General features: G+C 43.9%; 22 protein-coding genes and 1 riboswitch. Of the genes, 21 read left to right on the top strand and 1 reads right to left on the bottom strand.

All coding sequences use genetic code 11. The features are described 5' to 3' along the window. Position 1 precedes the first annotated feature (1 nt). From GPA07_RS12095 to GPA07_RS11995, 21 genes are all read left to right on the top strand, one after another. Positions 2–376 carry a TraR/DksA family transcriptional regulator gene (locus GPA07_RS12095; protein ID WP_008354628.1) on the top strand — a complete coding sequence of 125 codons (375 nt, stop codon included), beginning with the start codon at positions 2–4 and terminating at the stop codon, positions 374–376. Positions 377–470: 94 nt separating this feature from the next. After that, positions 471–938, top strand: coding sequence for a signal peptidase II (gene lspA / locus GPA07_RS12090; RefSeq protein ID WP_008354626.1), 468 nt, complete (start codon positions 471–473; stop codon positions 936–938). Continuing rightward, positions 935–1,849 carry an RluA family pseudouridine synthase gene (locus tag GPA07_RS12085; RefSeq protein ID WP_157292585.1) on the top strand — a complete coding sequence of 305 codons (915 nt, stop codon included), beginning with the start codon at positions 935–937 and terminating at the stop codon, positions 1,847–1,849. The genes lspA and GPA07_RS12085 overlap by 4 nt, the downstream gene beginning before the upstream one ends. Positions 1,850–2,019: 170 nt before the next feature. Further along, positions 2,020–2,562, top strand: a complete 543-nt coding sequence (gene pyrR, locus GPA07_RS12080) for a bifunctional pyr operon transcriptional regulator/uracil phosphoribosyltransferase PyrR (protein WP_008354622.1) — start codon at positions 2,020–2,022, stop codon at positions 2,560–2,562. Between the two features lie 155 nt (positions 2,563–2,717). Continuing rightward, the gene (locus GPA07_RS12075; protein ID WP_008354620.1) at positions 2,718–4,046 is read left to right on the top strand and encodes a uracil-xanthine permease family protein; all 1,329 of its coding nucleotides are present in this window, start codon (positions 2,718–2,720) and stop codon (positions 4,044–4,046) included. A 130-nt stretch (positions 4,047–4,176) separates the two neighbouring features. Beyond that, positions 4,177–5,100 carry an aspartate carbamoyltransferase catalytic subunit gene (locus GPA07_RS12070; RefSeq protein ID WP_008354618.1) on the top strand — a complete coding sequence of 308 codons (924 nt, stop codon included), beginning with the start codon at positions 4,177–4,179 and terminating at the stop codon, positions 5,098–5,100. Next, positions 5,084–6,370, top strand: a complete 1,287-nt coding sequence (locus tag GPA07_RS12065; RefSeq protein ID WP_008354616.1) for a dihydroorotase — start codon at positions 5,084–5,086, stop codon at positions 6,368–6,370. Before GPA07_RS12070 ends, GPA07_RS12065 begins: the two co-directional genes overlap by 17 nt. Next, positions 6,367–7,461, top strand: a complete 1,095-nt coding sequence (locus GPA07_RS12060) for a carbamoyl phosphate synthase small subunit (RefSeq protein WP_008354614.1) — start codon at positions 6,367–6,369, stop codon at positions 7,459–7,461. The genes GPA07_RS12065 and GPA07_RS12060 overlap by 4 nt, the downstream gene beginning before the upstream one ends. After that, complete coding sequence (carB, locus tag GPA07_RS12055) at positions 7,446–10,661, top strand: carbamoyl-phosphate synthase (glutamine-hydrolyzing) large subunit (protein ID WP_008354612.1); 3,216 nt, start codon at positions 7,446–7,448, stop codon at positions 10,659–10,661. The genes GPA07_RS12060 and carB overlap by 16 nt, the downstream gene beginning before the upstream one ends. Then, positions 10,658–11,434 (top strand): dihydroorotate dehydrogenase electron transfer subunit, encoded by a 777-nt coding sequence (locus tag GPA07_RS12050; RefSeq protein ID WP_008354609.1) that lies wholly within the window; start codon positions 10,658–10,660, stop codon positions 11,432–11,434. The genes carB and GPA07_RS12050 overlap by 4 nt, the downstream gene beginning before the upstream one ends. Beyond that, entirely contained in the window at positions 11,428–12,360 is a 933-nt protein-coding gene (locus GPA07_RS12045; protein WP_157292584.1) for a dihydroorotate dehydrogenase, read from the top strand. Before GPA07_RS12050 ends, GPA07_RS12045 begins: the two co-directional genes overlap by 7 nt. After that, entirely contained in the window at positions 12,332–13,036 is a 705-nt protein-coding gene (gene pyrF / locus GPA07_RS12040) for an orotidine-5'-phosphate decarboxylase (protein WP_157292583.1), read from the top strand. Before GPA07_RS12045 ends, pyrF begins: the two co-directional genes overlap by 29 nt. Positions 13,037–13,043: 7 nt before the next feature. Next, entirely contained in the window at positions 13,044–13,682 is a 639-nt protein-coding gene (pyrE, locus tag GPA07_RS12035) for an orotate phosphoribosyltransferase (RefSeq protein WP_157292582.1), read from the top strand. Positions 13,683–13,819: 137 nt separating this feature from the next. Further along, a riboswitch (SAM riboswitch) is annotated at positions 13,820–13,922 on the top strand. A 74-nt stretch (positions 13,923–13,996) separates the two neighbouring features. Beyond that, complete coding sequence (locus GPA07_RS12030) at positions 13,997–14,143, top strand: YezD family protein (RefSeq protein ID WP_008354601.1); 147 nt, start codon at positions 13,997–13,999, stop codon at positions 14,141–14,143. Positions 14,144–14,188: 45 nt separating this feature from the next. Continuing rightward, positions 14,189–14,890 (top strand): phosphoadenylyl-sulfate reductase, encoded by a 702-nt coding sequence (locus GPA07_RS12025; protein WP_008354599.1) that lies wholly within the window; start codon positions 14,189–14,191, stop codon positions 14,888–14,890. A 13-nt stretch (positions 14,891–14,903) separates the two neighbouring features. Then, entirely contained in the window at positions 14,904–15,968 is a 1,065-nt protein-coding gene (locus GPA07_RS12020; RefSeq protein WP_008354597.1) for a sulfate permease, read from the top strand. 57 nt (positions 15,969–16,025) lie between these two features. Continuing rightward, positions 16,026–17,162, top strand: coding sequence for a sulfate adenylyltransferase (gene sat / locus GPA07_RS12015; RefSeq protein ID WP_157292581.1), 1,137 nt, complete (start codon positions 16,026–16,028; stop codon positions 17,160–17,162). Positions 17,163–17,175: 13 nt separating this feature from the next. Further along, positions 17,176–17,769: an adenylyl-sulfate kinase gene (gene cysC, locus GPA07_RS12010; protein ID WP_008354592.1), complete on the top strand. Its 594-nt coding sequence runs from the start codon at positions 17,176–17,178 to the stop codon at positions 17,767–17,769. 29 nt (positions 17,770–17,798) lie between these two features. Then, on the top strand, positions 17,799–18,554 hold the full coding sequence (cobA, locus tag GPA07_RS12005) for a uroporphyrinogen-III C-methyltransferase (protein WP_157292580.1): 756 nt from the start codon (positions 17,799–17,801) through the stop codon (positions 18,552–18,554). A 75-nt stretch (positions 18,555–18,629) separates the two neighbouring features. Next, positions 18,630–19,415, top strand: coding sequence for a sirohydrochlorin chelatase (locus GPA07_RS12000; protein WP_157292579.1), 786 nt, complete (start codon positions 18,630–18,632; stop codon positions 19,413–19,415). Next, a complete protein-coding gene (locus GPA07_RS11995) occupies positions 19,396–19,899 on the top strand; it encodes a precorrin-2 dehydrogenase/sirohydrochlorin ferrochelatase family protein (protein WP_157292578.1) in 504 nt (167 codons plus the stop codon). The genes GPA07_RS12000 and GPA07_RS11995 overlap by 20 nt, the downstream gene beginning before the upstream one ends. A 30-nt stretch (positions 19,900–19,929) precedes the next feature. On the opposite strand, the gene GPA07_RS11990 is transcribed toward GPA07_RS11995, so the two are convergent. Continuing rightward, on the bottom strand, positions 19,930–21,639 hold the full coding sequence (locus GPA07_RS11990) for an Rqc2 family fibronectin-binding protein (protein WP_157292577.1): 1,710 nt from the start codon (positions 21,637–21,639) through the stop codon (positions 19,930–19,932). Between the last annotated feature and the right edge of the window lie 32 nt (positions 21,640–21,671).

The raw sequence follows: 21,671 nt of genomic DNA, 5'->3' as shown, positions 1-21,671 counted from the left end.
CATGAATGGCGATCTAGACACGATTTACATGGAACTCCTTCAAATGAAAGAAGAATTGCAATCTAAGCTGTTTGAATATGCATCATTTCGTTCACCCGCTGAACATGTCACGTTTAATCAAGCGAAAACCACAACGCTTCTTTATCATATAAAAGAAGAACTGCAAGATGTGTCGCTCGCTATTGCAAAAATTGAACAAGGAACCTATGGCATATGTGAGGCGACAGGTCAACCCATCCCGCTTGAACAAATGAGTATTCTTCCGACAGCCCGTACGACTGACGATTTTTTATATCATAAGCAATACGAGAAAAAAGCATTCACCCCTTATCCTCACGAATCAAACGATTCTCATTTTGAAGCCTTCCACATGTAGGGAGGTTTTTGTCTGTCAACTAAAGTTTCTTTACTCCTTCCTGTTTTCTTGATAAAATGCTTAAAGATCAAAGTATGAAGTTGGAGGAACGTGTGTGTTCTATTACATAATCGCATTCTTTATCATTTGTTTAGATCAATTAACAAAATGGCTCATTGTCAAGAATATGATGCTCGGAGATTCTATTCCAGTCATTGATGGGTTCTTTTATATCACGTCCCACCGAAATTCAGGAGCCGCATGGGGAATTCTCCAAGGGCAAATGTGGTTTTTCTATGTCATCACACTCGTTGTTATTGCAGGAATTATCTACTACTTGCAAAAGCATGGACAAAAGGACAAACTGCTTGGCGTTGCACTGGCTTTAATGCTTGGCGGAGCGATTGGAAACTTTATCGACCGTATTTTCCGTCAGGAAGTGGTGGATTTTGCTCATTTCGTATTTGGGGATTATCATTATCCAATCTTTAATATTGCAGATTCTTCTCTATGTGTAGGGGTAATTCTGCTCTTCATTCAAATGCTGTTAGATGGAAAGAAAAATAAGGAGTCAACTACATGAATCAAGTAAACATTGCCGTTTCAGAAGAACAAACGAGTGAACGGCTCGATAAATTTTTAAGCACAACAGAACCGGAATGGTCAAGAAGCCAAGTCCAGCAGTGGGTAAAGGACGGGCTGATCGAAGTAAACGGGAAACATGTCAAAGCGAATTACAAAGTGCAAGCTGGAGACCAAATCAAGGTGGAGATTCCAGATCCAGAAGCACTTAATGTAGAAGCAGAATCAATGGATCTTGATATTTATTATGAGGATGCAGATGTGCTAGTGGTGAATAAACCAAGAGGAATGGTCGTTCATCCAGCACCAGGTCATGTGTCAGGGACGCTTGTGAATGGACTTATGGCACATTGTAATGACCTATCAGGCATTAATGGCGTGATGAGACCTGGCATTGTCCACCGAATTGATAAAGATACGTCTGGGCTTTTAATGGTCGCTAAAAATGATTTGGCGCACGAGTCACTTGTGAATCAGTTAGTGGCTAAAACCGTCACTAGAAAATATACAGCTGTTGTCCACGGTATCATCCAGCACGACACAGGGACCATTGATGCACCAATTGGCAGAGACAAAAAAGACCGCCAAAGCATGACGGTCACAAAAGAAAACGCAAAACAGGCAGTCACTCACTTTGATGTCATTGAACGCTTTAAAGATTTCACGGTTGTTGAATGCCGTCTTGAAACAGGACGAACACACCAAATTCGTGTTCATATGAAATATATTGGCTATCCTCTTGCAGGAGACCCGAAGTATGGCCCAAGAAAAACCGTTGATTTCAATGGCCAGCTGCTGCATGCAGATGTGTTAGGATTTGATCATCCTAGAACAGGAGAATATATGGAATTCACAGCACCAATTCCAGCTGATATGCGGGGCTTTATCGATTCATTAAGAAATAACGATTGACAGGCCGTTCTTTTTTTGAAATAATAAACGAAGAAATTGAGATTCTTTAAAACAGTCCAGAGAGGCTGAGAAGGATAACGGATCAATTTGTGCACGTGTATGCACAAATGAACGCCCCTCTCTGCCCTTTGCAGAAGGGGCTTTTTATTTGTCAAAAAGAGGTGTAAAAGATGGAACAAAAAGCAGTCATTCTTGATGAACAAGCGATCAGACGAGCGCTTACCCGTATCGCACATGAAATGATTGAGCGCAACAAAGGGATGAAGGATGTCATCCTTGCCGGGATCAAGACAAGAGGCATTCATCTTGCAAAGCGCCTTGCAGAGCGCATCGAGCAGATTGAAGGAAACCCAGTGATTGTGGGTGAACTTGATATTACGCTATACCGTGATGACCTGACAAAGAAGACAGACAATCAAGAACCGCTTGTCAAAGGTGCGGACATTCCAGCTGATATTAATGACAAAACATTGATTGTCGTGGATGATGTGCTGTTCACAGGCAGAACCGTCAGAGCGGCTATGGATGCGCTTGTAGATGTAGGCAGACCGTCTTCCATTCAGCTTGCTGTTCTAGTCGATCGAGGACACAGGGAGCTGCCGATTCGAGCGGATTATATCGGGAAAAACATCCCAACATCAAAAGCAGAGACCGTCATGGTTCAGCTCAATGAAGTAGATCAAAATGACCTTGTCGCTATATATGAAAAATAACCTTTTTAAATGCATTCCAGAGAGTTTGCAAAGAGGGCAATAACAGAGACACCGAGCACACGGCTAAAATGACGTGTACGGTTTTTCTAGGCCTCTTTGCGCATATTCGCAAAGAGGCTTTTTTAATGAAAAAGGACACATCTAGGAGGAAAATCATGAGTCAGCAAAAAGCCAATTTAGGCATTCGAGATATCCCAAAACCGTTCACATGGCTGTCACTAAGCTTGCAACATTTGTTTGCTATGTTTGGTGCAACCATTCTTGTACCAAAGATCATTGATATGAGTCCAGCCGTTGCGCTCATCTCAAGCGGAGTTGGAACCATTGTTTACTTAATTATCACAAGAGGACAAATACCAGCGTATCTTGGATCGTCCTTTGCTTTTATTGCCCCCATAGTGAATGTGAAAGCAACAGGCGGACCAGGAGCCGCAATGGTAGGTGCTTTCATGGCGGGTGTGGCTTATGCGCTCATTGCACTATTCATTAAATGGCTGGGCACAGGCTGGCTGATGAAGCTTCTGCCGCCGGTCGTCGTAGGACCAGTCATTATGGTCATCGGACTTGGATTAGCTGGAACAGCTGTCAACATGGCAATGTATGTAGACCCAAACGCAACCGAACATGTTTACAGTCTTAAGCATTTAATGGTCGCTGGTTTTACACTAGCTGTCACGATTATCAGCATGATCTTCCTCAGAGGATTCCTTAGCTTGATCCCAGTACTCATCGGCATTATCAGCGGCTACCTCTTTGCCTTAACACAAGGCATTGTGAACTTCCAGCCGGTCATTGACGCAAAATGGTTTGCTGTACCAGACTTCGTTGTCCCATTTGTCGACTATACACCTGCTGTGACCTTAAGCATACTCACAGTGATGGTGCCGGTTGCCTTTGTGACGATGTCTGAGCATATCGGCCACCAAGTGGTGCTAAGCAAAGTCGTGGGACAAGATTTTATTAAAAAACCGGGTCTTCACCGCTCCATTTTAGGAGACAGTGCAGCGACCATCTTCGCTTCACTTATTGGCGGACCTCCAACAACGACTTATGGGGAGAACATTGGCGTCCTTGCCATCACAAGAGTGTTCAGTATCTTCGTCATCGGCGGAGCAGCAGTGTTTGCGATCTGCTTCGGGTTTGTCGGGAAAATTTCAGCATTAATCAGTACAGTGCCGTCCGCGGTCATGGGAGGCGTTTCGTTCCTGCTCTTTGGAATCATTGCCTCAAGCGGCCTCAGAATTCTGATTGATCATAAAGTGAATTTTGAAGAAAAACGCAATCTCATTATCGCATCTGTCATCTTAGTCATCGGCATCGGCGGGGCATTCATTGAGGTGAAACAAATCAATCTTACGCTGTCTGGAATGGCACTCGCTGCCATTACCGGCGTTCTGTTAAACATGATTCTGCCGCATCAGAAGGCAGAAGAAGATGAGTCAAATGAATCGAATACAGAAAACCTTTTAAAAGAAGTCCAGTGAGGCTGACAAGGGTTCTAAATGGAGCAGAACGTGCGAAAGCGCCGCTGCTTCTTTTGGAGAACCCTAAGCTGCCGAGGCTTAGGGTTTTTTTGAACCTGAAAGTGATGAAAAACTAGAGGGGGAAGAAAAAATGAATGATCTATCGACAATGAGCAGCTTATCGAAGGAAGACATTTTAGAGCTGATTGAAGAAGCATCCGCACTGAAGAAGGGGAAACAGGAACATGGCTTAGCAGGTGAGTTTGTGGCGAACCTCTTCTTTGAACCAAGCACAAGAACACGCTTTAGCTTTGAAGTAGCGGAAAAGAAACTTGGCATGAATGTGCTAAATCTAGATGCGGCAAGTACTTCTGTTCAAAAGGGAGAGACGCTTTACGATACGGTGAAGACGCTGGAATCTATCGGTGTTAAGGCGTGTGTCATCCGGGACAGCACCGACGAATATTACAACGAGCTCATTGGGAAGGTAGGGATTCCGATCATCAATGCAGGAGATGGCTGCGGGCAGCATCCTACACAATCACTGCTGGATTTGATGACCATCTTCGAAGAGTTTGGCGGCTTCGAAGGTTTAACGGTTTCGATTCATGGCGATATCAAGCATAGCAGGGTGGCAAGATCGAATGCTGAAGTCCTCTCAAGGCTGGGAGCGACAGTACTCTTTTCAGGACCAGCCTCCTTCCGAGATGAACAAAACCCTCACGGCACGCATGTCGACGTGGAAGAAGCCATCAAACGCTCTGATGTGGTGATGCTGCTAAGAATCCAGCATGAAAGACACACAGAAAAAATGGGTAATGACAATTACTTGTCTACTTATGGATTAACAGTAGACAGAGCACGCAACATGAAAGAACGAGCCATTATTATGCATCCAGCACCAGTAAATAGAGGTGTTGAAATAGATGATTCATTAGTAGAGTCAAAACAGTCAAGGATTTTCAAACAAATGGAAAATGGTGTGTATATCCGAATGGCTGTGTTAAAAAGAGCTTTTCAAAAGAGCAGACTACATCAAAAAGGGAGAGATTCTGTCTATGTCATATCTCATTAAAAACGGTTTTATCTTATCGAGCACAGGGGAAAAAGTGCAGCAGGATATAAGGGTAGATGGAGAAGTGATTCAAGCAATTGGTCACTTAGAAAGAGAAGACGGAGAAGAGGTCATTGATGCAGCAGGTCTCTTTGTATCACCAGGTTTGATTGATCTTCATGTGCATTTAAGAGAGCCAGGCGGCGAGAAAAAGGAAACCATTGAAACAGGCTCTAAGGCAGCAGCAAGAGGCGGGTATACGACCATTGCAGCGATGCCGAATACACGGCCGGTTCCAGATACAAAAGAGCAAATGGAATGGCTCATGAACCGAATTGAAGAGACCTCATCTGTAAGAGTACTTCCATACGCCTCCATCACGACAAGACAAATTGGAGAAGAGCTGACGGATTTTGCAGCGTTAAAAGAAGCAGGTGCCTTTGCCTTTACAGATGACGGTGTTGGAATCCAAACAGCTGGCATGATGTACGAAGCGATGAAAAAGGCGGCGAGTCTTGATCGAGCGATTGTGGCGCACTGTGAAGATAATTCCCTCATTTATGGAGGATGCGTTCATGAAGGCGAATATTCAAAAGCAAATGGGTTAAACGGAATACCGTCAATTTGTGAATCGGTGCATATTGCAAGAGATGTTCTCTTAGCGGAAGCAGCGAATTGCCATTATCATGTCTGTCATATCAGTACGAAAGAATCAGTGCGAGTTGTGCGAGATGCAAAAAAAGCAGGCATTCGAGTGACGGCTGAGGTTTCACCGCATCACCTGCTTTTATGTGATGCAGACATCCCGGGTCTTGATACAAACTATAAAATGAATCCTCCGCTCAGAGGAGCAGAAGATCGCGAGGCACTCATCGAAGGGCTTTTAGATGGCACGATTGATTTCATCGCAACGGACCATGCGCCTCATACAGAAGAAGAAAAAAATGAAACCATGCAGCGAGCACCTTTTGGGATTGTAGGACTTGAAACAGCGTTCCCGCTTCTGTACACACGCTTTGTGAAAACAGGCGAATGGACATTAAAAGAACTCGTTGATTATATGACCATCAAACCAGCAGAAGCCTTTTCTCTTCCATACGGTAAGCTGGAAGAAGGTCAAACAGCTGATATCACACTCATTGATTTAAACAAAGAAATGGCAATTGATAAAAAAAGCTTCTTATCTAAAGGGCAAAATACACCGTTTGACAAATTGACTGTATCAGGATGGCCGGTCATGACACTTGCATCTGGGAAAGTCGTTTATCAAGAGGGGAGACTAGTAAAATGAAGAGACGCTTAGTGCTAGAAAACGGAACAGTATTCGAAGGAACAGGCTTTGGCAGCTTAGAATCGTCAGTGGGAGAAGTCGTCTTTAATACAGGGATGACAGGCTATCAAGAAATTTTGTCTGATCCATCGTACTGCGGACAAATTGTCACACTCACTTACCCTCTTATCGGCAACTATGGCATTAACCGTGATGATTTTGAATCGATCACACCGTTTGTGAAAGGGCTCATTGTAAAAGAACTTTGTGAAAAGCCCTCCAACTGGCGCTCTTCATATTCACTCGATGAGTATTTAAAAATGAAGCATATTCCGGGTCTTAGCGGAATTGATACACGCAAGCTGACAAGAATGATTCGAAGTGCAGGAACATTAAGAGGGGCTTTTGCAGGACCTGATGAACAAGTAGAAGACGTTGTGCGCCGCCTTCAAACCATGCAGCTGCCAACAGATCAAGTGAGTCAAGTATCTGTGAAAAATGCGTATCCAAGCCCAGGAAGAGGAAAAAGAATTGTGCTTGTCGATTTCGGTATGAAGCACGGTATTTTGCGAGAGCTCAATAAGCGTGACTGTGATGTCATTGTGGTGCCATACAATATTACGGCAGATGAAGTTTTACAGCTAAAACCAGACGGTATCATGCTTTCAAACGGACCTGGGGACCCAGTCGATGTACCAGAAGCGGTTGAAATGATTCAGCAGCTGATTGGGAAAGTACCACTCTTTGGTATCTGCCTCGGACATCAGTTATTCGCTCTTGCTTGCGGTGCAAGTACAGAAAAAATGAAATTTGGGCATAGAGGGTCCAATCACCCAGTCAAGGAACTAGCAACTGGCAAGGTGACCTTGACGTCTCAAAACCATGGCTATACGGTAAGTGCCATTAATGAAGACGTGCTAGAAGTCACACATATTGCGCTAAATGACAACACCATTGAAGGATTAAAACATAAAGAAGCACCGGCATTCACTGTCCAGTATCACCCAGAGGCATCACCGGGACCAGAAGATGCGAACTACTTATTTGACGAGTTCATAGAAATGATTCATACGACTGAGAAAGAAGGGGAAGAAGTATGCCAAAACGCGTAGACATCAAAAAGATTTTAGTCATTGGATCAGGTCCAATCATCATCGGTCAGGCAGCAGAGTTTGACTATGCAGGTACACAGGCTTGCTTAGCACTGAAAGAAGAAGGCTATGAAGTCGTTCTTGTGAACTCCAACCCTGCGACGATCATGACAGATACAGAAATGGCGGACAAGGTATACATCGAACCACTGACACCAGAATTTTTAACACGAATTATTCGAAAAGAACGGCCTGATGCGATTCTGCCGACACTTGGCGGTCAAACTGGACTGAACCTTGCTGTTGAATTATCAGATCTTGGCGTACTGGCTGAATGCGGCGTTGAAGTACTTGGAACAAAGCTGTCAGCTATTCAAAAAGCAGAGGACAGAGATTTATTCCGCAATCTGATGAATGAACTAAATGAACCTGTTCCAGAAAGTGAAATCATTCATAACCTTGATGAAGCGTTGGCATTTACAAATCAAATCGGTTTCCCTGTCATTGTCAGACCGGCTTATACATTAGGCGGAACAGGCGGCGGAATTTGTACAAACGAGCAAGAACTAAAAGAAATCGTCGAGAATGGATTGAAGCTAAGCCCAGTCACACAATGCTTACTTGAAAAGAGTATTGCAGGCTTTAAAGAAATCGAATATGAGGTCATGCGTGATAGCGGTGACCATGCAATCGTTGTTTGTAACATGGAAAACTTTGATCCTGTCGGCATTCATACAGGTGACAGTATCGTTGTGGCGCCAAGCCAAACGTTAAGTGACCGTGAATATCAGCTGCTTCGCAATGTGTCACTCAAGCTGATTCGCGCACTTGGCATTGAAGGCGGCTGTAACGTTCAGCTGGCCATTGACCCAGACAGCTTTCAATACTATATCATCGAAGTAAACCCGCGTGTGAGCCGTTCTTCTGCGCTTGCATCTAAAGCGACAGGATATCCAATTGCCAAACTTGCAGCGAAAATTGCTGTCGGCCTAACACTTGATGAAATGATGAACCCTGTCACAGGTAAAACATATGCAGCCTTTGAACCAGCACTAGACTATATCGTTTCAAAGATCCCGCGCTGGCCGTTCGATAAATTTGAATCTGCCAACAGACGTCTTGGGACGCAAATGAAAGCAACGGGTGAAGTGATGGCAATCGGCCGTACATTAGAAGAGTCTCTTTTAAAGGCTGTTCGTTCACTTGAAGCAGATGTGCATCACATTGAATTAAAAGATGAAGCGGACATAACAAATGAAGTGCTTGAAAAACGGATTATCAAAGCGGGAGATGAGCGTCTGTTTTATATCGCTGAGGCGCTTAGAAGAGGCTATACTGTTGAGCAAATTCATGCATTCTCAAAAATTGATTACTTCTTCCTTCATAAGCTGGAGGGCATCATCGCATTTGAAAAGACGCTAAAAGAAAACAAAGGCAATGTAGACGTGTTAAAAGAAGCAAAACACAAAGGTTTCTCAGATATCTATATTAGCCGAGAGTGGGACATGAACGAAGCGGATGTCTACAACCTAAGACAAGAAGCAGGCATCGTTCCTGTTTATAAAATGGTGGACACATGTGCGGCGGAGTTTGAATCAGAAACACCGTATTTCTACAGCACGTATGAAGATGAAAATGAATCAGAACGAACAGACAAAAAAAGCGTAATCGTCCTAGGCTCAGGTCCCATTCGAATTGGACAAGGGGTTGAATTTGATTATGCGACCGTTCATTCAGTGTGGGCGATCAAACAAGCAGGATATGAAGCCATTATTATTAACAACAACCCTGAAACGGTCTCAACGGACTTTAGTATTTCAGATAAGCTTTACTTTGAACCACTTACTGTAGAAGATGTGATGCATATCATCGACCTTGAACAACCAGAAGGTGTCGTCGTTCAGTTCGGCGGACAAACAGCGATTAACTTAGCAGATGAACTATCAAATAGAGGGGTTAAAATTCTTGGCACTTCTCTTGAAGACCTTGACCGCGCGGAAAACCGTGACAAATTTGAACAAACATTAGAAACACTCGGCGTGCCTCAGCCAAAAGGAAAAACGGCTACGTCTGTGCCGGAAGCAGTAGCCATTGCGAATCTAATCGGATACCCAGTCCTTGTCCGTCCTTCCTATGTATTAGGCGGTCGTGCGATGGAAATTGTGTATCAAGAAGCCGAGCTTCTTCACTATATGGAGAATGCGGTGAAAGTCAATCCGCAGCATCCAGTGCTCATTGACAAGTATTTGACAGGAAAAGAAATTGAAGTAGATGCAGTATCTGACGGAGAAACGGTTGTGATACCGGGCATCATGGAACACATTGAAAGAGCCGGTGTTCACTCTGGTGACTCAATTGCGGTCTATCCGCCGCAAACATTGTCTGAGGACATCAAAGCGAAAATCGCAGAATACACGATTAAACTCGCAAAAGGACTCAACATTATTGGGCTGCTTAACATTCAGTTTGTCCTATCAAAAGGAGAAGTGTATGTACTTGAAGTGAACCCGCGTTCAAGCCGGACTGTCCCATTCTTAAGTAAAATTACGGGCATTCCAATGGCCAACTTAGCAACAAAGGTCATTTTAGGGGAGAAGCTCAAAAACTATGGCTACCAAGAAGGTCTTCATGTGGAGCAAGAAGGCGTATACGTCAAAGTTCCCGTCTTCTCTTTTGCAAAACTAAGAAGAGTAGACATTACACTTGGACCTGAAATGAAATCAACAGGTGAAGTCATGGGGAAAGATGTCACAATCGAAAAAGCCCTCTACAAAGGATTGATTGCATCGGGCATTCAAATCCCAAAAGACGGAACAGTTCTCCTTACAGTGGCTGATAAAGATAAAGAAGAAGGGCTTGAGATTGCAAGAAGATTCCATTCCATCGGCTATCATATTTTGGCTACAGAAGGAACGGCGAATTACTTAAAACAAGCCTCCATTCCATCAAGTGTTGTCGGCAAAATAGGAGAAGAAGGAAAGAACCTGCTCGATGTCATTCGAAATGGTGAAGCCCAATTTGTCATCAACACCTTAACAAAAGGAAAACAGCCGGCAAGAGACGGCTTTAGAATCAGACGTGAATCTGTTGAAAATGGTGTCGCTTGCTTAACGTCATTAGATACAGCGGAAGCGATTTTAAGAGTGCTAGAGAGCATGACATTTAGAGCAGACGAAATGCCAGAAGTGAAAACGAATGCTGAGGTGACAGTAACGATATGAAAAAAGCATACTTGACGGTCGTCTCGAATCGAGAGATCGCTGATCATATTTACGAAATGACATTAAAGGGTGACCTTGTCGAATCCTTTCAAACAGCTGGACAATTTCTTCATATAAAGGTCAGCGAATCCATGACACCGCTTTTGAGAAGACCGATCAGTATTGCCAACATTCATGCCGGCAAGCAAGAAGCAACCATCATCTACCGCGCAGAGGGCGAGGGCACAAAGCTCCTTTCCCAAAAGCGGACGGGAGAATCAGTCGATGTGTTAGGACCGCTTGGGAACGGGTATGACCCCTCAGTCGTAAAGCCTGGGCAGACGGCATTACTAGTGGGCGGAGGAATAGGTGTGCCGCCGCTGTATGAGCTGTCCAAGCGTTTAACGAAAAAAGGCGTCATCGTGAAGCATGTCCTCGGCTTTCAATCACAAAAGGATGTATTTTATGAGGAGAAATTTCAAGCACTTGGAGATACATTTATCGCAACCGTTGATGGAACATATGGCTCGAAAGGGTTTGTGACAAATGTCATTGAAGAGAATGAGTTGAACTTTGATGTCTTGCTTTCCTGCGGCCCGACACCTATGTTAAAAGCACTGAAAGACTCTTACCCAGATAAGCCCGTGTATATTTCAATGGAAGAGAGAATGGGCTGCGGAATCGGTGCATGCTTTGCTTGTGTCTGTCATACCGATCAGCACGAAAAACCGTACGTCAAAGTCTGTCTTGATGGACCTGTATTTAAAGCTGAGGAGGTGGCATTGTCATGCTAAACATCGAATTACCCGGCTTATCTTTAAAGAATCCGATTATTCCTGCTTCAGGCTGCTTTGGATTTGGAAGAGAATTTGCTTCATTATATGACCTATCATTGCTGGGCGGCATCATGATCAAAGCCACGACCCTTGAAGCGAGATTTGGCAACCCAACACCGAGGGTGGCCGAAACTGGAGCCGGTATGCTGAATGCGATTGGCTTACAAAATCCAGGTCTAAAAGGCGTGCTTGAAAATGAATTACCTTGGCTTGAGCAGTTTGATACACCCATTATTGCGAATGTTGCTGGATCACAAGTTGATGATTATGTCGAAGTGGCCAAACACATCAGTCAAGCAAGGAATGTCCATGCCCTCGAACTGAATATCTCCTGTCCAAATGTCAAAACAGGAGGGATCGCTTTTGGTACGGACCCAAAGATGGCCGCGTCATTGACAAAGGCAGTCAAGGAAGTCTCTTCTGTTCCTGTCTATGTGAAACTGTCACCTAATGTGGCCAATATCACTGAGATTGCTAAAGCGATTGAATCGGCTGGAGCAGATGGGCTCACCATGATTAATACCTTGATTGGTATGCGTCTAGATTTAAAAACAGGCAAACCCATTCTTGCCAATCAAACAGGTGGATTGTCAGGCCCTGCAATAAAGCCTGTCGCCGTTCGAATGGTGCATGAGGTCAGTCAGGCAGTCTCTATCCCGATTATTGGGATGGGCGGGGTGCAAAGCGCTGAAGATGTACTTGAGTTTCTATTAGCAGGAGCAAGTGCAGTCGCTGTTGGGACAGCCAATTTTGTGAACCCATTTATTTGCCCGGAAATCATTGAGGAGCTGCCGAATGTGTTGGCGGCATATGGGTATTCATCTGTAGAGGAATGTATCGGAAGGAGCTGGAAACATGAAGCACTTGCCCATCATCGCACTTGATTTTCCATCAGGGCAGGAGGCGCACGCCTTTTTAGATCTGTTTGAAGGGACACCTTTATTCGTCAAGGTCGGTATGGAGCTATTTTACCAAGAAGGTCCTGCCATCCTTGACGCACTGAAAGAAAAAAATTGCCGTATTTTCCTTGATCTGAAGCTTCATGACATTCCAACAACCGTACAAAAAGCAATGAACCGGCTTGCTGCACTTGGTGTAGATTTGGTCAATGTGCATGCAGCTGGCGGGAAAAGAATGATGCAGGCTGCGATAGAGGGTCTTGAAAGCGGAACCCCTGCCGGGCAAAATCGCCCAGGCATTATTGCAGTGACCCAGCTGACAAGCACGTCAGAAGATATGATGAAAAAAGAATTACTAATTGACCGCCCATTGCAAGAGGCGGTGCTTCATTATGGACAATTGGCATATGAAAGTGGACTTGATGGTGTGGTGTGCTCTGTTCATGAATCAAAACAGCTTCATGAACAAATCTCTCCTTCCTTTCTCACTGTGACACCAGGAATTCGTTTACCAAATGATCAAACCGATGACCAAAAGCGTGTGGCGACACCTGCCTTTGCAAAAGAGCAAGGTGTTTCACAAATCGTTGTTGGGAGATCCATCACGAAAGCCGTAAACCCAGTGGACGCCTATCAACAAATTTTGAAAGAGTGGGAGTGACTGCAGGATGAAAATGAAAATCGCTAAACATCTATTACAAATCAAAGCTGTCTCTTTAAAACCAGACGAACCATTTACATGGGCGAGTGGCATCAAATCGCCAATTTACTGCGACAACCGTCTGACCTTGTCGTATCCAGAAGTCAGAAATGACATTGCGGAAGGTTTAAAAGATTTGATTCTCTCTCATTTCGAGGGTGCTGAAGTCATCGCAGGTACTGCAACAGCAGGTATTCCGCATGCGGCATTAGCGGCAGACCGTTTGAATGTGCCGATGTGTTATGTGAGAAGTAAGCCAAAAGCGCACGGAAAAGGAAATCAAATTGAAGGAGCCGTATCGCCTGGTCAAAAGGTGGTCGTTGTAGAAGACCTCATCTCAACCGGGGGCAGCGTTCTTGACGTGGTTGCCGCTCTAGAAGAAGAAGGCTGTGACGTACTTGGGGTTGTGGCTATCTTCACATACGGCCTGCCAAAAGCAGCAGCAGCTTTTCAAGAGAAAAACATTCCATATGTCACACTCACAGACTATGACACACTGACTGAAGCGGCACTTGAGCTAAAAGCGATTGATCCTTCTGCTATGAATAAACTAAAACGATGGAGAGAAGATCCTTCGTCTGAATCTTGGATGGAAGAAACGGTCTAAAAGCTGTGCAGCAAAGCACAGCTTTTCTTTTGGTTAAAAATAGTAAAATAGACTCAAATTTAAATAAAAACTAATCCTATCAATAAAGTCGGGTTGACTTTTGTTTGAATTGTGTTAATATTTAATACAAATTAAAATTCTTATCCAGAGAGGTGGAGGGACTGGCCCGATGAAGCCCAGCAACCTGCGATTCGCAAGGTGCTACTTCCTGCAAAATGATTCTATTTTGAAAGATAAGGAAATCGCGAACTTCCTCATCTTTCTTTCGGACTGAAAGAAAGTTTTTTTATTTTAACGGTGAGGAGGAAGAGGAGATGGAATTGAAACAAAATCAGGATGAGGACTTAGTGAAGCACATGAAAGAACTGATTGGGGATATGAAATTCGGTTCGATTACGTTGATTGTTCAGGACGGTCAAGTGATTCAAGTAGAAAAAAATGAAAAAATCAGATTGAAGTAATGCGGAGAACAGTAATAGGAGCAGTACTCCGAAAGGGGAGAAATAATGTTAACTTATGAAAATTGGCAAGAGCCGTCCATTACATTTCAAGAGGACGATTTGTATAAAGGAGCCCTATCTGTGCTGAAATGGGCGTACGGCCACTATGGTGATCAGCTCGTTTATGCATGCAGTTTTGGCATTGAGGGTATTGTCCTGATTGATCTGATTGCAAAAGTAAAAAAGGATGCGAGAATTGTCTTTTTAGATACAGGTCTGCATTTTAAGGAAACATACGACACCATTGATGCAGTCAAGGAAAGATATCCTGGTTTAGACATCGTGCTGAAAACCCCTGAGCTGACAGTGGAACAGCAAAACGAGCAGCATGGTGATAAATTATGGGAAACGAATCCTCAAAGCTGCTGCCATATGCGGAAGGTCATTCCTTTGCAAGAGGCACTATCTGGCTATCCGGCATGGCTTTCTGGCTTAAGAAGAGAGCAATCACCAAAACGAGCAGGGACGAACTTCTTAAATAAAGATGAGAAATTTAAATCAGTAAAAGTATGTCCGCTCATCCACTGGACGTGGAAGGACATTTGGAGATATACGTCTAGAGAAGAACTTACTTATAATCCGCTGCACGACCAGGGATATCCGAGCATCGGATGTGCTCCGTGTACACAGCCAGCATTTACAGCAGATGACTTGCGTTCTGGTAGATGGTCAGGGACAGCAAAGACCGAGTGCGGATTACATGAGTAAGGGAGCATAATGTATGGAAATCGCCGCAATTTTATTTAGTTTATTCTTTGCTTTAAACATTGGCGCAAGCGGAGCAGCCGCTTCGATGGGTATCGCATATGGATCAGGTGCCATTAAAAAGCCAATTTATGCACTCAGCGTTTGTGCAGTAGGGATATTAGCAGGCTCAGTGATTGGCGGCGGAGAGGTCGTCAAAACGATCAGCTCTGGGATTATGCCGGAATCTGTCATCACACTTGAAATTGTGTGTATCATTATTGGCTCTGCCGCATTATCACTTTTCATCGCGAATCTCATGGCCATTCCATTATCAACAAGTGAAGTCACAGTAGGTGCTGTGGTCGGTGTGGCCGTCGCGTATAAAGTGCTGTATGTGAAATCTATTTTAGTGATTGTCGCCTTTTGGATTATCATCCCGCTTGTCGCCTTTGTTTTTACCTTTGTCGTTGTCAAAATCATCAGATTGTTCCCTAAACGGACATTATCAAAAAAGGGAACATTGATTTTATCTGTGCTTCTCATTATCAGCGGATTTCTAGAGGCGTTTTCAGCAGGGATGAACAATGTCGCTAATGCCGTCGGTCCCCTTGTCGCCTCAGGTGTTTTGACAGTTGGGCAAGGAACCCTTTACGGAGGAATCTTTGTTGCATTTGGTGCGCTTTTGCTAGGCAGAAGGGTCCTTGAAACAAACGGCAAGAAAATTACCCGCTATCAAACGGGAGAAGGAATTCTATTATCGAGTACCGGCGCAGGACTTGTGATCGTCAGCTCTATTTTTGGGCTACCCGTTCCACTTACCCAAATCACCTCCTCGTCTATTATCGGGCTTGGTATGGCAAAGGGCGGACCGAACATTTTTCATAAACATGTCGTGAAAAAAATGCTGAAAGTCTGGGTTGTGTCACCTTTCTTATCACTCAGTCTCTCGTATTTGCTCGTGAGCCTTTTCTTAAAAGGAGACTATTACTCTATCTTTATCATGATGAGTGTACTGCTTGCCTCACTTGGTGCACTGAGTCTAATGAAAGCAGTCAAAAATGAGAGCAGCTCGATTCATGAACAGGGCGGCGGGATTTAAACACAAATCCGACTATTATGATCTACTAAATATGAACATTGAGAGGAAGATGAACAAATGAGTTTAACACCACATGGTGGCGTATTAATTAATCGAGTAAATGAAGAATTTGATCTGAGCACAGCTGCGAAGGAAATTGAACTGGATGCTATCTCTTTTGCAGACCTTGAACTTATTGCAATTGGCGGATATAGTCCAATTGAAGGGTTTTTAACAAGAGCTGATTATGAAGCGGTTGTCAGCAGTATGCGGCTAGCAAGTGGTGTCGTTTGGTCTCTTCCGATTACGCTGCCAGTCACTAAGGAAAAGGCAGCGGAGATTCGTCAAGGCGATATTGTACGTCTATCGTACAATGGAACGGTATACGGGGTCATTGAAGTGGAAGACAAATACACACCGGATAAGGAAAAAGAAGCAGTGAATGTGTATAAAACAGATGACCTTCATCACCCGGGTGTGAAAAAATTATTTGAACGCGGTGACACGTATATTGGTGGTAAAATTACACTGACGAAACGCAGTGAAAAACCATTCCCGCAATTTACGTATGAGCCAGAAGAAACAAGAAGACATTTTAAAGAAAACGGCTGGAAAACCATTGTTGGCTTCCAAACGAGAAACCCGGTCCATCGCGCCCATGAATATATTCAAAAGACAGCACTGGAAACAGTGGATGGTTTATTTTTAAATCCGCTTGTTGGTGAAACAAAATCGGATGATATCCCAGCAGATGTAAGAATGAAAAGCTATCAAGTGTTACTCAACGGTTATTATCCAAAAGACCGCGTCTTTTTAGGTGTTTTTCCTGCTGCAATGCGTTATGCTGGACCAAAGGAAGCGATTTTTCATGCGCTTGTGCGTAAAAATTATGGCTGTACACATTTTATTGTCGGCAGAGATCATGCGGGTGTTGGTGATTATTACGGCACATATGAGGCGCAGGAACTATTTGAGCAATTCACAAGCGAAGAGATTGGTATTACACCATTAAAATTTGAACACAGCTTCTACTGCAATACATGTGAAGCAATGGCCACACCAAAAACGTGCCCGCACGATAAAAGCGAGCATGTCATCCTTTCAGGTACAAAGGTTCGAACAATGCTGAGAAACGGTGAATTACCACCGAGCACGTTCAGCCGAAAAGAAGTCATTGAAACATTAATCGAAGGATTAAAAACGACGGTATCTTAAAGGAGGATATGACATGAGTAACGAACATATCGTATGGCATGATTCATCTATTACAAAAAAAGAATATCAACAGAAAAACAATCATAAAAGCGGCATTATCTGGCTCACCGGCCTAAGTGGTTCAGGCAAATCGACGATCGCTAATGCAGCGGCTAGAGAGTTGTTTGAACAAGGCTACCAAGTCACCGTTCTTGATGGTGATAATGTACGACATGGACTCAATAAAGATTTAGGCTTTTCCGATGATGACAGAAAAGAGAACATTCGGCGCATCGGTGAAGTGGCGAAATTATTTGTTGAGCAAGGGACGATTGTGATCACTGCTTTTATTTCACCTTTTCAAGAAGATCGCCAAATTGTTAGACAGTTAGTCGAAGGTGGAGAATTCCACGAAGTGTTTGTGAAATGTGATCTAAACGTGTGTGAAGAGCGTGATCCAAAGGGGTTATATAAAAAAGCAAGAAACGGTGAAATTCCATTTTTCACTGGAATTGATTCACCGTACGAAGAGCCGGCTGCGCCTGAGCTTGTCCTAGATACAGGTGAATTGTCACGCGAGGAGTCCAAACAGCGACTGGTTGATTATGTAAAGAGAACGACGAAATAATCGCCTGATGGCAGGGGGAGAAAAGCACGATGGGGAAAGTATACATTGTAGGTGCCGGACCGGGTGACCCAGATTTAATTACATTAAAGGCCCATAAGGCAATACAGCAGGCAGATGTCATTTTATATGATCGTCTTGTCAATCAAGAGATTCTTGCCCATGCCAAACCGGAGGCGGAATTGATCTATTGCGGCAAGCTGCCAAATCATCATACGATGAGGCAGGAAGCCATCAATGAAGCGCTTGTTGCTCATGCAAAGGAAGGGAACGTTGTCGTTCGTCTGAAAGGCGGCGATCCCTTTGTATTTGGCCGCGGCGGTGAAGAAATCGAGTGTTTAGCTGAGCATGGTATTCTGTATGAAGTCGTCCCAGGGATTACCTCTGGTATTGCAGCAGCAGCTTATGCAGGCATTCCTGTGACGCATCGTGAATTCAGCTCAAATGTAGCCTTTGTGACAGGTCATTATCAAAAGGATGAACACTTTGAAGAAAAGTGGGAAGCACTGGCAACGGGGATTGATACCCTTGTGATATACATGGGCGTCAAAAACGTGGCAAGAGTGCAGCGGCTTCTACTAAAAAATGGACGAGATCCTGAAACACCAGCTGCGTTCATTCACTGGGGAACAACGACAAGGCAAAAGACGACTTGCTGCACAGTGGCGACCCTGTCTGAAACGGTTGAAAAAGAAGGAATCGAGCATCCAAGTTTAATCGTGGTAGGAGATGTCGTTCATTTTCATCAAAAGCTAAACTGGTTTGAACCCGCACTGATCGAGAAATAAATGAAACAGGGAAAAGACACGCTGATGCATCGTGTCTTTTCGTCTGATGAAAGCAGGATGAGAAGGAGGAGCTAAATGAAACAAGCTGTACTTTATGTGGGACATGGAAGCAGAGTCAAAGAAGCACAAGATAAAGCCATCTCTTTTATGAAAAGCTGCATGCCATTAGTGAAAGCAGATATTCAAGAAATATGTTTTTTAGAGTTAACAGACCCGTCTATAGAAGAAGGATTTGAGACCTGTGTGCAAAAAGGAGCAACTCACATTGCGATTGTCCCGCTTCTCCTTTTAACCGCCATGCATGCCAAATCAGATATCCCAGAAGAGATTGAGAAAGTGCAAAAACGTTTCCCACAAGTGAAGGTGACATACGGAAGACCTATTGGGGTAAACAAAGAAGTAACAAAAGCCGTTGTTGCAAGGATTGAAGAAGCAGGGTATGAAGGCGAGAAAGCTCGAATCGTTTTGATTGGCCGCGGAAGCTCGGACCCAGATGTAAAACGAGATGTATTTGGCATTGCGGACGATGTCCGGACGCTGCTGCCCCGTGCAGAGGTTCTCCCATGTTTTATTACGGCATGTGGACCAAATTATCGTGACGTCTTAGCGCAGTTATCAGAAGAGGACAATACGCCTGTTTATATCGTTCCTTATCTATTATTCACTGGAATTTTAATGAAAGAGATTGAAAGTGAAGCAGATCAGGCGAGAGAGCGGCTTCGTGATGTTCGTGTCTGCCGGTATATTGGATTTCATCCGCATGTGAAATCAGCTTATATTGAACGTGTGCAAGAAACCATCTTAAACAAAGAGGATGCGTTTCGTTTTCAAGGAGAAAGCCATGCTTCCCATTCATCTTGATCTAACCAATAAACAAGTGGTTATCGCCGGCGGCGGGCTGGTAGCGGCAAGAAGGGCGAGTGCGTTATGCATGGAGCCTTGCCGCATAACCATTGTGAGTCCTGACATTTGTGATGAAATGGCCAAACTCATTGAAACAAATGGGCTGAATTGGGAGAAAAAGAAAGTGGGCGCGGAAGATCTAAAGGATGCATTTCTCATTGTCGCTGCCACAAACGATCCTTTAGTGAACGAATGGATAACGCAAACAGCAACGCCTCATCAGCTTGTCAACTGCGTGAGCCAGTCAGAGCTTGGCAATGTGATCGTGCCGAAGGTTGTGAGGGCGGGAAAAGTGACGATTTCAGTATCTACGAGCGGTGCAAGCCCGTCTCGAACAAAGGAGCTGGCTGCGGCGATTGAGACTTTGCTCGAACAAGAAGACATAGACACACTTGATGCCCTCTATATAGAAAGAAAAAAACAACAAAGAAAGAGCCGATAAAATCTCATCCAAAGATTTTATCGGCTCTTTTTATTTTCGCAGCTTTAAGACAACATCTTCATCAGGTGTGACAAATAAGGTTTGCTGCTGATCATATGTGACAAAGCCTGGTTTTGCTCCGTTTGGTTTTTTCACATGCCGAATTTTCGTATAGTCGACAGGGACGGAGCTTGATTCTTTTGCTTTAGAGAAGTAGGCAGCAATTTGTGCCGCTTCTAGCAAGGTTTGTTCATCAGGCGCTTGGTGGCGGATGACGACATGTGATCCAGGGATATCCTTTGTGTGTAGCCAAATGTCATCACGAGCTGCCGCCTTTGTGGTCAAATACTCGTTTTGTTTGTTGTTTTTTCCAACTAAAATTGAAATGCCTTGAGAAGATTCATACGTTTCCAGCTGAATGGCTGACGGTTTTTTCTTTTTGGCATGACGCTTTTGTTTGGCACGCAAATATTTTCCTTCAACAAGCTCTTCTCTTATTTCCTCTAAATCTTTTGGTGAGGCAGAGGTCAGCTGCTGGATCAGCTCTTCAAAATAAGCAATTTCTTCATATGTCCGCTCAATTTGTTCTTTTACAGCCTCTACGGCATTTTTTGCCTTTTGATATTTTGTAAAATACGCCTGTGCATTTTCAGAAGGGGTCTTATTTGTTTTGAGCGGAATCGTCATCTCTGCGCCTTCTTCATCGTAATAATTAATGACTGTCGCTTCTTTATCCCCTTTTTTTATCGCATATAAATTGGCCGTAAGCAATTCGCCATAGAGCTGGTACTTATGCGCGTTTTGAGATTCTTCTAGGGTTCTTTTTAGTTTTTTCAGCTTGTTTTCATTTTTCTTCTTTTCATTCACAACAAACCGTTCAAGGTCAGATGCCTGCTGTTTGACTCTGTCTCTTTCAGCTTTTCCGAAATAAAAACGGTCAAGCAGCTGGCTGAGAGAATCAAACGTCTTCATGTCACCATTGACATGCTGAAGTTCTAATAAATAAAAATACTCTTTCCCATCTTTTCTTGTCAGCTGCGGGGTAAAGGAATGCGACTGAATGAGCTGAAACAGCTCGAGCAATGTATTCGGTATCGTTTCCTGATTGGCAAGACCGGCTCTATGGACAGCTTCCTTTGCAAACAGGGGAGAAACCCCAGAGAACGTATCGACAATTTGATTGGCGATTTTCCCTTCTTGAAATCGTAAATGCTTTAAAATATCCTCCTTTGTCACGTCAAAAGGATTCAGCTTTTGCTGAGCAGGGGGCAGAAGATATTCATGTCCTGGCAGTACCGTTCGATAGCTGTTCACAGATGGAGAAAGGTGTTTCAGTCCGTCGATGATCTGCTCCGTTCCGTCTTCCACGAGAATCAAGTTGCTGTGCCGGCCCATAATTTCAATATAAAGCTTACGGGTCTGTTCATCGCCAATTTCATTTCGGCTTCGCACGTGCAGCACGATGACGCGATCTAATCCAATTTGTTCAAACCGTTCAATGAATCCTCCCTCAAGATGCTTTCTGAGGAGCATACAAAACATTGGAGGTTCGCTTGGATTATCATCATGATGCTCTGTGAGCTGCACTCTTGCATAGCTCGGATGAGCGGATAAAAGAAGCTTATGATTCTTCCCGTTTGCCCGGATATGAAAAATCAGCTCGTGTTTATATGGCTGATGTATTTTCGAAATTCTTCCGCCAGTTAATGTTTCTTGCAATTCATTTGTCATACCGTATGTAAAAATGCCGTCAAATGACATGTTGGATACACCCTCTTCTTTCACACAAATCT

Origin of the sequence: Bacillus sp. ms-22, from assembly GCF_009759805.1 — a bacterium.
GTDB lineage: Bacteria > Bacillota > Bacilli > Bacillales > Bacillaceae > Bacillus > Bacillus xiamenensis.
The sequence above is the reverse complement of the archived record's forward strand: the minus strand, read 5'-3'. Positions and strand labels throughout refer to the sequence as shown.

What these genes read in the sequence shown, in the direction of transcription:
- GPA07_RS12025 (WP_008354599.1), top strand. Translation starts at nt 14,189, where the DNA reads ATGTTAACTTATGAAAATTGGCAAGAGCCGTCCATTACATTTCAAGAG.
- GPA07_RS12050 (WP_008354609.1), top strand. Translation starts at nt 10,658, where the DNA reads ATGAAAAAAGCATACTTGACGGTCGTCTCGAATCGAGAGATCGCTGAT.
- GPA07_RS12045 (WP_157292584.1), top strand. Translation starts at nt 11,428, where the DNA reads ATGCTAAACATCGAATTACCCGGCTTATCTTTAAAGAATCCGATTATT.
- GPA07_RS12065 (WP_008354616.1), top strand. Translation starts at nt 5,084, where the DNA reads ATGTCATATCTCATTAAAAACGGTTTTATCTTATCGAGCACAGGGGAA.
- sat (WP_157292581.1), top strand. Translation starts at nt 16,026, where the DNA reads ATGAGTTTAACACCACATGGTGGCGTATTAATTAATCGAGTAAATGAA.
- pyrE (WP_157292582.1), top strand. Translation starts at nt 13,044, where the DNA reads ATGAAAATGAAAATCGCTAAACATCTATTACAAATCAAAGCTGTCTCT.
- GPA07_RS12075 (WP_008354620.1), top strand. Translation starts at nt 2,718, where the DNA reads ATGAGTCAGCAAAAAGCCAATTTAGGCATTCGAGATATCCCAAAACCG.
- GPA07_RS12095 (WP_008354628.1), top strand. Translation starts at nt 2, where the DNA reads ATGAATGGCGATCTAGACACGATTTACATGGAACTCCTTCAAATGAAA.
- GPA07_RS11995 (WP_157292578.1), top strand. Translation starts at nt 19,396, where the DNA reads ATGCTTCCCATTCATCTTGATCTAACCAATAAACAAGTGGTTATCGCC.
- GPA07_RS12085 (WP_157292585.1), top strand. Translation starts at nt 935, where the DNA reads ATGAATCAAGTAAACATTGCCGTTTCAGAAGAACAAACGAGTGAACGG.
- GPA07_RS12020 (WP_008354597.1), top strand. Translation starts at nt 14,904, where the DNA reads ATGGAAATCGCCGCAATTTTATTTAGTTTATTCTTTGCTTTAAACATT.
- GPA07_RS12060 (WP_008354614.1), top strand. Translation starts at nt 6,367, where the DNA reads ATGAAGAGACGCTTAGTGCTAGAAAACGGAACAGTATTCGAAGGAACA.
- pyrR (WP_008354622.1), top strand. Translation starts at nt 2,020, where the DNA reads ATGGAACAAAAAGCAGTCATTCTTGATGAACAAGCGATCAGACGAGCG.
- GPA07_RS12070 (WP_008354618.1), top strand. Translation starts at nt 4,177, where the DNA reads ATGAATGATCTATCGACAATGAGCAGCTTATCGAAGGAAGACATTTTA.
- GPA07_RS12000 (WP_157292579.1), top strand. Translation starts at nt 18,630, where the DNA reads ATGAAACAAGCTGTACTTTATGTGGGACATGGAAGCAGAGTCAAAGAA.
- cysC (WP_008354592.1), top strand. Translation starts at nt 17,176, where the DNA reads ATGAGTAACGAACATATCGTATGGCATGATTCATCTATTACAAAAAAA.
- GPA07_RS11990 (WP_157292577.1), bottom strand. Translation starts at nt 21,639, where the DNA reads ATGTCATTTGACGGCATTTTTACATACGGTATGACAAATGAATTGCAA.
- GPA07_RS12030 (WP_008354601.1), top strand. Translation starts at nt 13,997, where the DNA reads ATGGAATTGAAACAAAATCAGGATGAGGACTTAGTGAAGCACATGAAA.
- cobA (WP_157292580.1), top strand. Translation starts at nt 17,799, where the DNA reads ATGGGGAAAGTATACATTGTAGGTGCCGGACCGGGTGACCCAGATTTA.
- carB (WP_008354612.1), top strand. Translation starts at nt 7,446, where the DNA reads ATGCCAAAACGCGTAGACATCAAAAAGATTTTAGTCATTGGATCAGGT.
- pyrF (WP_157292583.1), top strand. Translation starts at nt 12,332, where the DNA reads ATGAAGCACTTGCCCATCATCGCACTTGATTTTCCATCAGGGCAGGAG.